This window comes from Calothrix sp. PCC 6303, from assembly GCF_000317435.1.
Classification (GTDB): domain Bacteria; phylum Cyanobacteriota; class Cyanobacteriia; order Cyanobacteriales; family Nostocaceae; genus PCC-6303.
On record NC_019751.1, the window covers coordinates 309,422 to 324,357 of the forward strand.

The 14,936-nt window shown below is 36.3% G+C and carries 13 protein-coding genes and 2 CRISPR repeat arrays (1 of these 15 cut by a window edge); of the genes, 10 read left to right on the top strand and 3 right to left on the bottom strand.

The genetic code is table 11. The features are described from left to right. Positions 1–33: 33 nt before the first annotated feature. On the bottom strand, positions 34–3,699 hold the full coding sequence (locus CAL6303_RS01265) for a CHAT domain-containing protein (RefSeq protein ID WP_015196019.1): 3,666 nt from the start codon (positions 3,697–3,699) through the stop codon (positions 34–36). Positions 3,700–4,038: 339 nt separating this feature from the next. Continuing rightward, a complete protein-coding gene (locus CAL6303_RS01270) occupies positions 4,039–4,791 on the bottom strand; it encodes a DUF4384 domain-containing protein (RefSeq protein ID WP_015196020.1) in 753 nt (250 codons plus the stop codon). Positions 4,792–4,928: 137 nt separating this feature from the next. On the opposite strand from CAL6303_RS01270, the gene cas1 (CAL6303_RS01275) reads away from it, so the two are divergent. The 10 genes from cas1 (CAL6303_RS01275) (at position 4,929) to CAL6303_RS01310 (ending at position 12,822) form a co-directional block, all read left to right on the top strand. Continuing rightward, on the top strand, positions 4,929–6,935 hold the full coding sequence (gene cas1 / locus CAL6303_RS01275) for a CRISPR-associated endonuclease Cas1 (RefSeq protein ID WP_015196021.1): 2,007 nt from the start codon (positions 4,929–4,931) through the stop codon (positions 6,933–6,935). Between the two features lie 29 nt (positions 6,936–6,964). After that, a complete protein-coding gene (locus CAL6303_RS30150; protein ID WP_158333119.1) occupies positions 6,965–7,105 on the top strand; it encodes a hypothetical protein in 141 nt (46 codons plus the stop codon). Positions 7,106–7,138: 33 nt separating this feature from the next. Beyond that, a CRISPR array of direct repeats spans positions 7,139–7,963; the repeat unit is 35 nt; unit sequence CTTTAAACTTCTTCGGAAGTTGAATTAATGGAAAC. 301 nt (positions 7,964–8,264) lie between these two features. Further along, positions 8,265–9,305: a CRISPR-associated endonuclease Cas1 gene (gene cas1 / locus CAL6303_RS01280; RefSeq protein WP_015196022.1), complete on the top strand. Its 1,041-nt coding sequence runs from the start codon at positions 8,265–8,267 to the stop codon at positions 9,303–9,305. A gap of 11 nt (positions 9,306–9,316) precedes the next feature. Beyond that, positions 9,317–9,595 (top strand): CRISPR-associated endonuclease Cas2, encoded by a 279-nt coding sequence (gene cas2 / locus CAL6303_RS01285; protein WP_015196023.1) that lies wholly within the window; start codon positions 9,317–9,319, stop codon positions 9,593–9,595. Positions 9,596–9,846: 251 nt separating this feature from the next. Beyond that, entirely contained in the window at positions 9,847–10,116 is a 270-nt protein-coding gene (locus CAL6303_RS01290) for a hypothetical protein (protein ID WP_015196024.1), read from the top strand. A gap of 96 nt (positions 10,117–10,212) precedes the next feature. Then, positions 10,213–10,512 carry a hypothetical protein gene (locus CAL6303_RS01295; RefSeq protein WP_015196025.1) on the top strand — a complete coding sequence of 100 codons (300 nt, stop codon included), beginning with the start codon at positions 10,213–10,215 and terminating at the stop codon, positions 10,510–10,512. 223 nt (positions 10,513–10,735) lie between these two features. After that, the gene (locus CAL6303_RS30620; RefSeq protein ID WP_015196026.1) at positions 10,736–10,909 is read left to right on the top strand and encodes a hypothetical protein; all 174 of its coding nucleotides are present in this window, start codon (positions 10,736–10,738) and stop codon (positions 10,907–10,909) included. 120 nt (positions 10,910–11,029) lie between these two features. Next, positions 11,030–11,422 carry a hypothetical protein gene (locus tag CAL6303_RS01300; protein WP_015196027.1) on the top strand — a complete coding sequence of 131 codons (393 nt, stop codon included), beginning with the start codon at positions 11,030–11,032 and terminating at the stop codon, positions 11,420–11,422. Positions 11,423–11,998: 576 nt separating this feature from the next. Continuing rightward, complete coding sequence (locus tag CAL6303_RS01305) at positions 11,999–12,292, top strand: hypothetical protein (RefSeq protein WP_015196028.1); 294 nt, start codon at positions 11,999–12,001, stop codon at positions 12,290–12,292. A gap of 197 nt (positions 12,293–12,489) precedes the next feature. Next, positions 12,490–12,822 (top strand): hypothetical protein, encoded by a 333-nt coding sequence (locus tag CAL6303_RS01310; RefSeq protein ID WP_015196029.1) that lies wholly within the window; start codon positions 12,490–12,492, stop codon positions 12,820–12,822. Positions 12,823–13,149: 327 nt separating this feature from the next. On the opposite strand, the gene CAL6303_RS28910 is transcribed toward CAL6303_RS01310, so the two are convergent. Then, positions 13,150–14,387 (bottom strand): ISAzo13 family transposase gene (locus CAL6303_RS28910; protein ID WP_085953333.1). Its coding sequence is split into 2 segments (ribosomal slippage): positions 13,150–13,907 and positions 13,907–14,387, totalling 1,239 coding nucleotides; the frame shifts between segments, so codons are not numbered across the junction. A gap of 510 nt (positions 14,388–14,897) precedes the next feature. Then, positions 14,898–14,936: direct repeats of the CRISPR family, unit length 35 nt; unit sequence CTTTAGACTTCTTCGGAAGTTGAATTAATGGAAAC (it continues 1,071 nt past the right edge of the window).

Here is a 14,936-nt window from a genome sequence, read left to right on the forward strand (position 1 = left end):
TTGGATTGGGGTATTGGTAATTAGCCAAACTTGTTACAATCCCTGACAAATCCATGCACCCCAGTAAAATGGATGTTCCAAGGGTTTTTTATTGCCATTAGTTGAGATTTCCAACCCTCGTACTTGTGACAATTCTGTTAAAATTTCCATTCCCAAATCAGATTTTCTTAATTCTTCTACCGTAATATTACGGATGTAATTTTGAGCATTTTGTAATGCCTCAACAGCAGCTACACCATTTTGATAATGCTCGAAAAACTGCTCCATCAACAATGCAGTTGCTCTACCTGGCACTTCCCACAAACTCATAACTAATATTTTGGTTCCCGAAGAAGCAAATGCACGACGCAATCCAAATACACCCTCACCAATTTTAATATCACCCCTAGCTGTATCACAGGCAGATAAGACGGTGAGTTCGTTTGCCCGCAAATCTAAGCCTGCGATATCTTGAGCAAAAATAAAGCCGTTTCCTGCTTGTTTTGGTAGGTTTCCACCTAGAAGTGCTGTGTTTGCACCTGCAAATGCAACAGCAGAACGCATCATTGGATTACTTTGTCGGGAGTCGGGTATAAATAAACCGTGGGTAGCAATCAACATGATGCTGGGACATTTGCTATTGGTTAAGCAGGTTGAAAGCGCTTTTGCTCCCGTATATAACCGAGCATTTTTTAGCTTTTTAGCTACACTTGCACCAAGCAATCTTGTACCGTGAGCAGGGGGTAGAACTTTAATATCAAGTTTAATATCAAGGGTATCGAGTAATTCTTGTTTTGTTGGGTTTTCCAAGTTTGGTAAATTATTGTTTGCCATTGCTAAGTCAAAGTCTGGATCGGCGATGATGATGGGTGTATCCCCAATTGTTGTTGGTTGATGTTGAGAATGGATAATATCTCGTCCAACTCCCAAATATGACACCGTGTATTTGTCCATGAGGAAAGAGCGCTCGCTTGGATAAATTGGTAATATTTGTAACGGCACTAAATTCAAATTCCCATCTGGTGCAAATATGATTTGGTCACAATCTGTTAATACATCAAGGATTGGCGATAAAATTATTTGACTGAGTTCAACTGCTGCGGCTGGATTATATTGTTTGATTTGCAACTGCGGTGTAGTCTTTACCTTTGCCCATCCTAATGTTTCTTCACCACCATCGGATGCTTCCAAGCGGAATAAGTTAATTAAATTATGAATAGTGTCTGCTTCCCCTAAATCTACCATCTGTACTCCATCTGCTTGTCCAGCAGGCAAAATAAAAGCTAGATAATGAGGAGATTTCCATTGGGTTTCCCCATTTGCCTGAATAGCTTGGAAATCAAAGACATCAAAAAGGACAAATTCAATTAAAACTGATTTAGTTGGTAATGCAGATGCGACTGCGTGACGGTTGGGAATTTGTGTAGATAATTGGATTTCTGGTACTTGGGATGCGATTTGTTTTTGGAGGTTATCGTATTGCGATCGCAGTTGAGTCAGGTTACTTTGATAATTGGCAATATTCTGAGTTTGATTGGCAAAAGATGTTAAGCGTACTAGTTGGGTATTCAATTCGCTGAGTTGGCGAAATTTTCCTGTAAGCTGAGGATAGCGATCATTATAAAAAGCCTGACTTTGAGCAGCAAGGGATGCAGCAGTTAAACCTTTGCGTTTGAGGATGAAATCAAATGCTTCTTGGGTTGCTGTTTCAGAATTTGGGAAGTATTGATAGATGAGGGATAGGAATAAATCGAAATTGCCTCTAATTTTATCAATAAAGGCTAAACGGTCGTTTTCAGAACTAAAGGCAAAAACGTTACTAATTAGTTTATCGTGGATTGTGCTGGCTTGGATACGATGGGATAAAGCGTTATCAGGACGTTTGGTTGCAGCGTATAAGGTTGCTAAGTTATTTAAACTTAATGCCACATCGGGATGATTTTCTCCCAGAAATTTGATTCTCACAGATAAAGCAGAGGAGTAATATTTTTCTGCTTCTGCATACTTGCCTTGAGCTAAATAAATTTCTGCTAAATTGTTCAAGGTATTGGCAATATCAGGGTGTTCTGATCCGAAGATACTTTTTCTAATCTCTAATACCTGTAAATGGATTTCCTCTGCTTCCAAGTAGCGTCTCATACTACCATATATAGCCGCGAGATTATTCAAAACACTGGCTACTTGTGGATGATTGTCTCCAAATTTGGTTCTAACAATTAATAAGGCTTCTGTGAATAAAGGTTCTGCTTGGGAATATTTAAATTGAGCATCGTACAACACCCCTAAATTACTTAAAATTGCAGCGACATCGGGATGTATTTCTCCCAAGAGCTTTTTATTCAACTTATATGCTTCGAGATATAAACCTTCAGCTTGAGAATATCGTCCTTGCAAGCGATATATTTCAGCAATTTTATTGTAACTATCAGCAATATCTGGGTGTTCTTCTCCAAATATGTTTTTTCTAATTGCTAAAGCTGCTAAATATTTCTGTTCTGCATCGGAGAAAAGTCCTTGTTCTTGATAAAGACTTCCTAAATGGTTTAAATTATCTGCAACAATAGGATGATTTTTACCTAGTGATTGTTCATGTAAAGATAATGCTTCTAAATATTTTGCCTCTGCTTGTTGATAGCGTCCTTGATATGTGTAGAGAACTCCAAGATTATGCAAACTTAGAGCAATATCTGGATGTTCGGGGTTTAATAAATCTTTCTTGATTGAATCAGCTTGAAGATATACTTCTTCAGCATCTAAATAACGTCCTTGAATTAGATAAATATCTCCCAAATTACTTAAACTTTGGGCAACCTCTAAATGCTCATCTCCAAATATATTTTTTCGCATTGATAAAGCTTGGAAGTGAGTTTTTTCTGCCTCTGCATAATGTCCTTGATTTTTGTAAGTATTTGCCAGATTATTTAAGGTAATTGCTATATATGGATGTTCTTCATTTCCCAGACAATTTTTACATAATTCTAATGCTTGAGAGTAATTTTCTGCTGCTTCGACAAAACGTCCTTGGGAATTATACAAAGCTGCTAAGTTATTCAAACTTGCGGCAATCTGCCAATTTTCATCACCAAATATCTCCCGACGAATTTCTAATGCTTCTAAATGAGTTGTTTCAGCTTCCGAATATCGAGCTTGATTTTCGTAAATCACTGCCAAATTATCCAAACTTTGAGCAATATCAGCATGAAAATCTCCAAATAATCTCTTTCGCATATTTAGCGCTTGGAGATGGATTTTTTCGGATTCTTGAAAACGTCCTTGTTCCCGGTAAACTTCGGCGATGTTATTCAAATTAGTGGCAATTTCTGGATGTTCATCACCTAGATATATCTTCCAAATATCCAAAGCTGCAAGAAAATAGTTTTCTGCTTCTATGAAGAGTCCTTGAGATACATAAAATGCAGCAAGGTTATTTAAAGATTGGGCAACATCAGGATGGGAATCTCCTAACAATCTTTTGCGTAAGTTTAATATTTTGATATATAGGGGTTTTGCTTCCACAAAATAACCTTGCATTCGATACAATTCTGCGAGGTTATTCAGACTATCAGCAAAAGCTGGGTGTTCATCAATATTTTTTTCTCCTAGTTTTACAGCTTCTTTTGCAATGGATATTGATGCTTCAAAATCTCCGGCTTCAGCTAATTTAACTACTTCTCGATTTAGCTGAGTGATTGTTTCTATAATTTCTGATATATCTTTCATAAACAAGTAAAAAAATAAAAGTTAAAAGGCAAAAGAAAAAAGAATAAGAATTTTTCAGAATTTCAGATATTTTCAATATTAGGTTTATTTACATTACGTTCTCTGAAGTTGATACAGTAAATTTTCCGTAAATGAGGTACATCGCAGAAAACCTATAACCATGTAGAGACGAGACATGTCGCGTCTCTCTTTATATTTCATTAAAATGTAAGTTACTGAAAAATAAGGTTTTTTCATGTCATTGCAACGTAAATCTGTAGTATTTGGGTAAGTCCTGTTTCTTTCTCTTTCTTGTTCTTTTTATTTTTCTTCTTCTTTTACCTTTTTACTTTTGCCTTTTTACTTTAAAATTTGATATTCAGTATATAAAATCTGATTACCGTCATTTTTATTCACATAGCTTATTAACTCCATCAGATGACTTTCAGTAAGTTCTAATACTTCATCACTATCTTGAAGTAACCATTGTAAATTAGGGATACTTGGAGAAATGATTGCTAATATCTGTTCCTTACCTGGTTTTCCTTCAACGGGAAATGCTGTCATGGGTGAACCCATTTGGGGAAGACTGGTTTTTCCATTTTCTAATTGTGGTTGAGGTGCAAAAGGGGATGGACAAAAACACCAAATTTGTCCACATGTATCTTTTTGAATTAGCAGTAAATATCCAGGTGTTTGCAGATTTATTTCAAACTGAATATAGTTGCCCAAACGTACCGATTTTTCGTAATAACTACCTATTTTCTTTCCCCAACCTAATGTTTCTTCCTTGACTAATACCAATCCCATTTGTTCTGTAGGGGAACCCAGTGCTGTTAGTTGCTGCCAAATCTTCTCTAGAGGTGTTTGCTGTACCACTTCTTCTTTTTCTGCAAACGGTGCGACAATATCATGCCATTCTAGATCGAGAAATGTACATATTTCTTCAAAATTGATGCGATCAATCGGTTTTTGATTGAAAAAGTTGTTTACAGTTGCCCAGCTAAGTCCCACTTCTACTGTCAGTGCTTTTTGCGTCAGACTTTTACGTTCTAAAGCTTGTTTTGCAAGTTTGATACCAGCACCCGATGCTACCAGAGAGCGTTTAGACATAATTCAAAACAGTAAATAGCTCTTTCTAAGTCATATACGAAGTCATACACCTAAGTCAATAACTCAGATATGTACTCATATAGCTGGTTGCAAAAATTGAATCAGGGGCAAATTCAAGCTTTTAACTTTTATAACCTATGTTCACTTTAGAACATCTCAATTATGCATGGCTACAAGTTCGTGCGGGAAGTAAATCTGCGGGTGTTGATGGTATTTCTATTGGCTTTTTTGAGTCAATGGCTACCGAACAATTACGCAATTTGGTGTCGCAACTTCAGTATGGAACCTACACTGCAAGTCCAGCAAAGGGGTTTTATGTACCTAAAAAAAATGGTGGTAAACGATTAATTGGTATACCTACTGTTCGAGATAGAATCATCCAGCGTTTATTACTCGATGAGTTGTATTTTCCCTTAGAAGATACCTTTGTCGATTGTAGTTATGCTTACCGTCCTGGACGGAATATTCAACAAGCTGTACAGCATTTGTATAGGTACTACCAATATCAACCTAAATGGATTATTAAGGCTGATATTGTCGAGTTTTTTGACAATATCTGTTTAGCTTTGTTATTGAATGCCTTGGAGAAATTACGACTTGAACCTAATATATTGCAGTTAATCGAGCAGCAAATTAAGTCGGGAATTATCATCAATGGACAATATCAAAATGCAGGGAAGGGATTATTACAAGGTGGTACTCTTTCGGGTGCTTTGGCTAATTTATACTTAACTGATTTTGACCAAAAATGTCTGAATCAGGGAATTAATTTGGTGAGGTATGGTGATGATTTTGTCATTGCTTGTAGTAATTTTGCAGAAGCTAATCGGGTTCTCGACAAAATTACTGGATGGTTAGGGGGGGTTTATTTAACTCTAAAAGCCGAGAAAACAGAGATTTTTAGTCCTGATGATGAGTTTACTTTTTTGGGTTATCGATTTGCAAAGGGTGAGGTTTTTGCACCACCTCCACCGGAACCAACGCAGCAAGGGGAATGGGTAATTAATGATTCAGGGACACCTTATTTTCGCCGCAAACCAAAACCAGAAAAGCCCGTTTCTCGTCCCCCTAAAGCTTGCAGCATCGATAAACCTGTTAATTTTCCACGAGCAGCAATTTCACATTACTGGCAGGATTTTATGAGTACATTATACGTTACCGACCAAGGTGCTTATTTGAGTATGAAAAATCAGCAATTTCAGGTGTTTTATCAAGGAGAATTGAAGATAAAAATACCAGTGGTGCGGGTCAGTAGTATCGTTATGTTTGGTTGTTGTAATGTTTCTCACGGTGCGGTAAGCATGGCTTTAATCCGACGGATTCCCATAATGTATTTATCTCAGAAGGGGAGATATTTTGGACATACCGCAGTCCAGGGTAATGCGAAGGTTGAATATTTGATGAAACAAGTTATTTGTTGTCAAAATCCTGTATTTACTCGTCAACAAGCAGAAACAATTGTTGCTGCAAAACTACATAATTCTCGAATTTTATTAATGCGCTTAAATCGTCGTCGAGAAACAGAAATTGCAACCCAAGCGATAGATTTTATTGAGATTTTGATTGATAGTTTACCGAAAGCCGAAAGTATGGACGCATTGCGGGGATATGAAGGAAAAGCAGCAACGATATATTTTCAAGCTTTGGGTTCTTTGTTTACTGGCTTTTTTGCTTTTGATAAGCGTACAAAGCGTCCACCGACTGACCCAATTAATAGTTTGATGAGTTTGGGTTATACTTTACTAAGTCAGCAAGTATTTTCCTTTGTGCAGTCGGTGGGGTTGCATACCCATTTTGGGAATTTACATGTTCCCCGCGATAACCATCCGGCTTTAGTATCAGATTTAATGGAGGAATTTCGCGCTCAAATTGTTGATTCTTTTGTGAGTTACATTGTGAATAAAAAAATATTAACTCCTGAAGATTTTACTTCTCCTGATGAACGGGGAGGTGTATATTTGCAAGCAAGTGCGTTGAAGAAGTATCTGAAGCATTGGGAGGAGAAGTTACAGTCTGAGACTACGCATCCAAATACTGGTTATAAGGTAGCTTATCGTCGTTGTATTGAGTTACAAGTGCGCGAATATGTTGCTTGTTTGGTAGGTGAGGTTGAAGTTTATCGTCCGATGACTTGGAAAATGTAGTCTATGATACTGTTTGTGGGATAGAGACAATGGCTGAAACCCTCATTCTCTCGTTCTATCCCACAAATCGCTATCCAGGTAAGGGTTTGATGCTTCTTGAATATGGATTAATTACTAAGAATTATCAATTATTTAGGAAAAATTTTACACCCCACAAAAAATGGCGGTAGAGTAGTTGCTAGGCAAGGCTTTCAAAGGCTAGCCTTTAAACTTCTTCGGAAGTTGAATTAATGGAAACGAAACTGCTTCTGCTGATTGAGTTAAAAAGGATTTTCTTTAAACTTCTTCGGAAGTTGAATTAATGGAAACCTCTGTACCTCTCCCCTGTATCGTTGCGCATAGATTGCGACTTTAAACTTCTTCGGAAGTTGAATTAATGGAAACTAGATATTTTCTCTATTTCACGACCATCTTTTTTAATCTTTAAACTTCTTCGGAAGTTGAATTAATGGAAACTTGAAGTTTCCGTCTGTTACAAAATCATCTAAATTGCTTTAAACTTCTTCGGAAGTTGAATTAATGGAAACGAGGATAAATTTAAAAAGAATGAAGTCGATACGATCACTTTAAACTTCTTCGGAAGTTGAATTAATGGAAACGAAATGGATAATTTTTGACCGAATACCACTTTTCTCTTTAAACTTCTTCGGAAGTTGAATTAATGGAAACTATATGATTCGCTGCTAAAGTATTTTTCAACCTTCTTCTTTAAACTTCTTCGGAAGTTGAATTAATGGAAACTTTTTACTCTTTCAAAATAAGAGTCAAAATTTTTTCTTTAAACTTCTTCGGAAGTTGAATTAATGGAAACAGTAGCACAATCCCATTCAGTAATTGCACATACTTTTCCTTTAAACTTCTTCGGAAGTTGAATTAATGGAAACATTGTTTGCCACATATTCTGAAAATAAAACACGAGTTCTTTAAACTTCTTCGGAAGTTGAATTAATGGAAACACATTTAACAAATTATTTTGTCAAATCTGAAAAATCACTTTAAACTTCTTCGGAAGTTGAATTAATGGAAACATAGATTAAGATCCTCGATGTTAAAAAGTCGAGGATATTTTCGTTTGCCAGATATTTGGGTTTGAAAAATATCGTAAATATGAGAATCCTACTAATGATTAATTAAAAGTCAGATAACTCATATACAAACTCATATAAAAATAGCCTTTACTCCGATACATACTCATATAGACTTTTGGGAAGATGGAGATAAGTAAAAGATAAAAAGCTAAAAGGACATTCGGCAAAGCTCAGTCGAGCCACAAAAGAAAAAGTCTTCATACTTTTATTTTTTACCTCACACTTTTACTTCACCAAACCTATGTCTACAATTTATATCACCGAACCAGATGCATCCTTCAAACTACAAAATAAGTATCTGAAGTTACTCCAACAAGATAAACAACGCTTTTTCATCCGCATTAGTAACATTAGCCAATTCGCCATTTTTGGTAACATCAAACTACCAAAAGATGTCATGCAAATAGTTCGTTTAAATCAAATCCCCGCCATCTACTTCACTCACACAGGTGAATATGTAGGACGCTTAGAAAACCCGTCTACAGTCCAAGCTAAATACTTAAACTACCAACGTCAACGCTTACATGACAGAGAATTTAATCGTGCAACAGCAGAAAGTATAGTTTGGGCAAAACTCCATAACCAACAGACTTTTCTCCAAAACTGGACTCGTTACTGCACAGACTACACAACTCAACGAGCTTCGGATTATCTAACACTGCTGATGGATAATTTATCCCTCGCACCATGCGTTGAAGAGCTGCACCAATATATTGAGGAAGCAGATAAAGTTTACTACTGTGCTGTTGCTTCTATACTGAGTTTATATAGCTCAAACCCACACACAACAGCGAAGCAAATTAACAGGTTTTTAAATCTGGGAAATCAACTGCTACACCAATATATTTACAACCATCTAAAAACAGCAGGACTTCACCCAGACTATAGCATTTTACACCGGGACACTCATCACGAACTTCCTTTGGCATGGGACTTTAGTGCAGAATTTCGCGCACCGATAGTTGATGATTTGGTGTTAAATTTTGTTCGTAATCTTGCTAAGAATAATGGTAATGGTAACGGGAATGGGAAAAAACCTTACACCCATCTGCAACGTTTTTTACAACATTGGGAAGGAAAATTAAAAACCTTTGTACTACATCCATCCGCTGGAGAAGTTTCTTATCGTCAGTGTATTGACTTACAGGTCAAAGAATATATTGCATCTCTGTTGGGAGATGTCGAATATTACCGTCCTCTTGCATTGAAATTTCACCCAGAACAAACCAATTTCATCAATATGCTTGAAACCCAAAAACCAATATTAACCTTGGTGAAATAGGTGGAATAGCTATGTTTTATTTGGTTTGTTACGACATTGTGAGCGATACCCGTCGCAATAAAGTTTCCAAACTGCTGGAAAGTTATGGTTTACGAGTACAAAAATCTGTTTTTGAGTGTGTTTTGGATGAGAAACAGTATGAAAGTATTTCTAAACTCCTGATGCGACTACTTAACCGACGGGAAGACCAAGTGAGATTTTATCCTATGTCTGCACACAATCGTTGTAAAGTGGCAGTAGTGGGAACACAACCCGAATTTAGTGTCGATGATGCAGCTTTTATAGTTTAACAAGTTTAGCTGCGGCAATTCAGACTGCGAACGGCTTAAATATAGAACCCCTCTCCAAACCTCTCCCCGTAAACGGGGAGAGGCTTAAAACCCAGGTTTTAACATTAAAAAAGTCGTTTTTAGTATAGACAAGATTTACCACAATCATAATAAACAAGATGAAGCTTTACAAGCAAGCACGCGCTCCACCTTTGAGTAATGTGCTTCGGTCAACTGTGTATATTTGCCTTGTTGTATTGGGAAATGATTGAATGCAAATTCAATGTGTCAGGTTTTGTTTAATTTTTAGTCCAAAAGCTGAAAAACAACTTGATGATTTACCAAATAAAGACCGCAAGCAATATGACAAAGCTTTCAAATGTTTCATTCAGAATAGTCCTGCTTATCGTAGTTTAAGAACTCATCGCTATTGTAGTAAAGATGGTGATATTTGGAGTTCTTCTGCGTCGATGGCAAAGCGATTTTATTGGCGATATTTGGAGGGAGACATTATTGAGATTACTCATATAGATTCGCATTGAGTAAGTAAAAAGGTAAAAGAGAATAATTCAATCTTTCTTTTACCTTTTAGCTTTCAACTTTTTCATTTTTACTTCATAAAATATAAAAGTGTAGTGATGCGAAAGCCAAAAAGTTTGGGTGAACGGGAATTACATCTCATCAGAGTTTACAGTAATTGGAATTTTGGGATGACACCGATAGAATTTTATACTAAATGGGAGGTTAGCTATGAGCAAATAGCTTTAATATGCGATCGCTCAGATTCTACAGTGCGACGTTGGTTTAAGCAAGGTGATAATCGGCGTTATCCTAACCGTAATGATTTGTTAAATCTGGCATTGATAGATTTTTTGTTGGAGCATTTTGAGGAGATTCCCGAACACTTACGACGCTTGTTATGTGCAGAGAATTTCTAACAATCCTTAATCATAAGCCCCTCAACTTAGCCCAAATATCCTAGGGGGCAGTCAGCATCGTGCCCTTACAATACCGTGAGATGAGCAAAAAATAAAACTCCGACAACAGAATATTTGTCAATGTCAAGTAGACCTTTTTCATCTATTACTCCTACATTAATGTGATTGTAAGCAATTGGAAAGCGATTTATCACAAGAATTACATCACTTGTAGGAGGTTAACATGAGCTATTTTGAGCAATTACATCCCTGGTGCATCATTCGCACTTTACCTAGCAAGGAGTGTATTTTGGTAGCGAGATTTCGTCGCCGGAATGATGCATTTGCCTACCAACAAGTGCTGCAAAGGAATGTGAATAATATCTGCTTTGTGGTGAAATTTAATCCCCAAGCTTGAATTGCTTGACTTCATCGGAAGTCGAATTAATGGAAACACCTTTGCTGATTTATTCAAATTTTTGAAAAATACCCAACTTAAAAAATTGGGTATTTTTCAAAAATTTAAGGAGTCTAGATTATGAAAACTACTCGTTTTTTAACATTTTTGGGAACTACTTCTGCTTTGTTAATGGGATTATCTTTGATTGCAACGACTTCCCAACCAGCAAAGGCTGATTGGTGGGATGTTGGCAAACAAATAATTGAAGATAATCTTAATGGGATTAGAGGAAATACTGTCGGTAGAATATATGACCAAACATTTATTGCAGAATTATCTTCTGAGGAAGTTGGACAGTACAAGCAAAGATGGGGAGGTAACTACAGTGCAAAAATTTCTGATTGGTGTAATGATACGGTATATCAAGCTGGATGGAGAAATCTTGCTGGGAACCAAATACCTTTTGTTAATACTACTTGGCGAGAAGAAAATGGTAAGGTCAATTGCTATGTAAGACATGCAGCACAATAGATTTAGTTTGATTTTTCCATAAATATTCACCTGTGATAAAGCATCGAAGTTTTAAAATTTAGATGCTTTCTTTGTTTTCATTAATTCAACTAGAGAGAATCTTTAAAATCTTCATATAGTCAAGGTTTTATTTCTATTTATCAACAGCACATACTTACTGGCATCTATTGACTCCAGTTGTTGATTAATTAGCTTCTGACCATAATGTATGGGATAAGTATTTCGATTATTATATAGTGGATTATGGTAATACAATCCCATTTTCGTGCGATTAACAAATAATATTTGATTGATGAAGTTTAGTACATTATCTATAAAAAATATTTGACGTAATTTGAGGATTTTTTAGACGTTCACCTCTTCAAAACAGTCTTTTTGTTGATTTTTCCTTTGACTTGCTTAAGTTAGTCCTTATTCGCACCAGAAACTGTTTTCAATTTAAAATCTAATGTTTGAATAATAACTATGAGCAACACGGAAAACAACTCGGTTTCCAAAAAGCTTGCTCTAAAGTTAGTCTAAATAGTTTGTCTTGAAAACAAAGATAATTCTTTTTCTAGTAATGAGGATAGGACAATGAATAAGAGCATTAATCGTTTCTTACTCGTAGGTGGTTTGATTACTGTTTCTAGTGTTACGGTAGCTACTCTACCTATTAATCCACCCGCACAGGCTGGCTGGGCACCTTGGGTTCAAGTTTACGTTACAGACTATTCTGAGGGGAATGGTCGAGACCAGGGAGAAAATGTGCGTGTTTGCCAAAATAAAGCAAAAGAAAGTGGTCGTCCAGACCGTATTAAGCGCTGGTGGTTCAATTCGACTTTCCGTGACGGAAAATGCTGGACACGAGTTCCTATTTGGGAAGGCTAAGTATTAGTATTAAGAAAGTTTTAATTCCTAATTGTAACTTTCTTTAATTACTTGAAGCTGGACAAAAATTATTTTTAGCAAATAAATATATTGTTTTGTCCAGTCAAATTTTTTGAATATAAATATGTGATACGAATGAAAGCTTTATTTTTTAAATAAAGCTGCATATTTTGTACGTCCATCTACCTGTTAAAGTAATGAGAAAACAAGTAATATCTATCGCAATTCTAGTTTCGTTTGGACTATTATATACTGCTCGACCAAGCCATGCATTAAATTTGAAAAAGTTATTTGACCCAATATTAAAGCGTGGTGTTTGTGCTGTAATAGGAGTGAATACTGGTGAATGTGCATCAGAACGACAAAATTCACCTTCACCTAATTACTCTAGTCCTAATTATCCTCAATATCCCGAACAGCCTTTAAACAACTCTAATCAAGCTGATGAATATCCTCAATATATGCCACCAAATCCCGAAGTACCTTATGGATATCCTCAGTACACTTCCCCAAATCCTGAAGAACAATAGCAATTCCAATACACTGCCCTAACCCCCAACCCCTTCGCTTATGGGGAACGGGAGCAAGATAAGTGTATTTCACCTATATAAAAACCGCTATATTTACAAGCCAGTGCTTTGAAGAAGTATCTTAGGGACTTCCAAAGAATAAATTATTCCAAAAAAAGGAAAAGACAGGTTGATTTAAAGAATGATAATCATTTTGAGGGGGAGAAAAGGGTTTGCCGTCGGCAAGCCCTTTTCTCCCCCTCATTTATGCATAAGAGTCTATACACTTGTTATTTGAAGTTAAACAGTGTAAATAAGGGATATTTTGCCGCTAAATAAATGTTGCTATTAAAATGAAATCACGTTTGTTTTACTACAACAAATATCAATAAACCAATTACCTAAATTTGGGAAAACTTCATGATTAGAATCGGTTAGCCGCTCAATCTGTTTTTCGATTTGAGCCATAGCTTTTTTTGTAAGCTTTACCCCATTCTCATAAGTTTCGTGTACTAGCTTAACGACTGGATGTTTCCCGTTCCATTTCATAGTGCTAGCAAAATTTAAAGCCGTTTCTAGTTCATCTAAAATACTCCCATTCCAATGATTTTCTAGTACTGCCCATGTCCTTTCTATTGGATTGTATTTACTATGATAGGGAGGATAATAAGCTAAACGTATATTTACTTGATGTTTGTGAGCAAACTCTACTATACGTTTCATAAATTGGGTACGCCGCGAACTATTCTGCGGACCATTATCTTGATTCAGAAGTAGTGTTTTAACTTCAGAAAAACGATGCTTTTCACAAGACCAAAAATCTTCTAGAATATCAACGATAAAATCACTTGTAACTTTCGATTCTGTAAAGTACAAAAATAACTCGTCAAGCTCTGGAAGAAATATTCCATAAGGAGTTACAGTTGTTTTCGGATTATAATCATGGTCTGATGCTTTCACCCCATCCCGGCTTTTACCCCCTCGGTCAAATGAGCCGATCTTAACACAGGCTTTTCCGTCCATGCTTAGACGTAAAACACTCTTATCTTCATCTGCATCTTTATTTACTACATCTAATTGCTCAAAGATTGCATCAGTTTGTGGGATTTTTTTTGAGGCTGAACTTTCTTTACCCTTCTGAGCTTATAACCTAAATTATTTAATTTGACTCGAATTGTTTCTGATGTATGTAACTTTTCATCACTATAACCAGACTTTTCGATTAATTGCTTTCTAACTTCGGCTGCACTGAGTCTAGTATATAGTCTTTGACTTTTAAAACTCGGATCGGTTTGACTATAGAAGTCAACTATTTTTTTGATATCTTCTAAAAGATTTGGCAGATGTTCTTCTGCTTTGTAACGTCCTTTGCCACTCATGTTATCAACACAAGTAATACCGCTTTTTAATTCTCTTGTTCCTTTGCGAATTGTGTCTCGATTCCATCCTAATTCTGATTGTGCAAGTCTTTGCCCTCCTAAACCTAAGCTTTGAACTGTCGAAGCCATAAATCTACGCTTTTCTGCACCTTTTAATTGAGATGCAGTTTCAATGAACAACTTTTTCAGAGAATCAGTTAATACTATAGTCACCAGTTGCTACACTCAAAAACTCAGTCATTATTCAAATTACTACAAAAGGGGGATGAAGGGGCTGCCGTCGGCAGCCCCTTCATCCCCCTTTAAAATGATTATCATTATTTCCAATGGAATAGTTTATTTTCTGGAAGTCCCTTAAGCATTGGGAGGAAAAGTTACAAACCGAGACGACATACCCACACACAGGACATAAGGTAGCATATCGTCGTTGTATGGAGTTGCTCCCGTGCGGGAGTATGTTGCTTGTTTGATGGGTGAGGTGAAGGTTTACCGTTCAATGATTTGTAAACTGTAGCCTAGTATACTGTTTGTGGGATAGACGCAATGGCTGAAACCCTTATTCTCTCGTTTTATCCCACAAATCGCTCTCTATATATGGGTTTGATACTTTTTGATTGTAGGTTAACTGCTAAGTATTATCAATTATTTAGGAAAAATTTTGCATCCCACAAAAAATGCCTGTAGAATAGCAACTAGACAAGGCTTTCAAAGACTAGCCTTTAGACTTCTTCGGAAGTTGAATTAATGGAAACTAGG

What these genes read in the sequence shown, in the direction of transcription:
- CAL6303_RS01295 (WP_015196025.1), top strand. Translation starts at nt 10,213, where the DNA reads ATGCGAAAGCCAAAAAGTTTGGGTGAACGGGAATTACATCTCATCAGA.
- CAL6303_RS01310 (WP_015196029.1), top strand. Translation starts at nt 12,490, where the DNA reads ATGAGAAAACAAGTAATATCTATCGCAATTCTAGTTTCGTTTGGACTA.
- CAL6303_RS01305 (WP_015196028.1), top strand. Translation starts at nt 11,999, where the DNA reads ATGAATAAGAGCATTAATCGTTTCTTACTCGTAGGTGGTTTGATTACT.
- CAL6303_RS01300 (WP_015196027.1), top strand. Translation starts at nt 11,030, where the DNA reads ATGAAAACTACTCGTTTTTTAACATTTTTGGGAACTACTTCTGCTTTG.
- cas1 (WP_015196021.1), top strand. Translation starts at nt 4,929, where the DNA reads ATGTTCACTTTAGAACATCTCAATTATGCATGGCTACAAGTTCGTGCG.
- cas2 (WP_015196023.1), top strand. Translation starts at nt 9,317, where the DNA reads ATGTTTTATTTGGTTTGTTACGACATTGTGAGCGATACCCGTCGCAAT.
- CAL6303_RS01270 (WP_015196020.1), bottom strand. Translation starts at nt 4,791, where the DNA reads ATGTCTAAACGCTCTCTGGTAGCATCGGGTGCTGGTATCAAACTTGCA.
- CAL6303_RS01290 (WP_015196024.1), top strand. Translation starts at nt 9,847, where the DNA reads ATGCAAATTCAATGTGTCAGGTTTTGTTTAATTTTTAGTCCAAAAGCT.
- cas1 (WP_015196022.1), top strand. Translation starts at nt 8,265, where the DNA reads ATGTCTACAATTTATATCACCGAACCAGATGCATCCTTCAAACTACAA.
- CAL6303_RS30150 (WP_158333119.1), top strand. Translation starts at nt 6,965, where the DNA reads ATGGCTGAAACCCTCATTCTCTCGTTCTATCCCACAAATCGCTATCCA.
- CAL6303_RS30620 (WP_015196026.1), top strand. Translation starts at nt 10,736, where the DNA reads ATGAGCTATTTTGAGCAATTACATCCCTGGTGCATCATTCGCACTTTA.
- CAL6303_RS01265 (WP_015196019.1), bottom strand. Translation starts at nt 3,699, where the DNA reads ATGAAAGATATATCAGAAATTATAGAAACAATCACTCAGCTAAATCGA.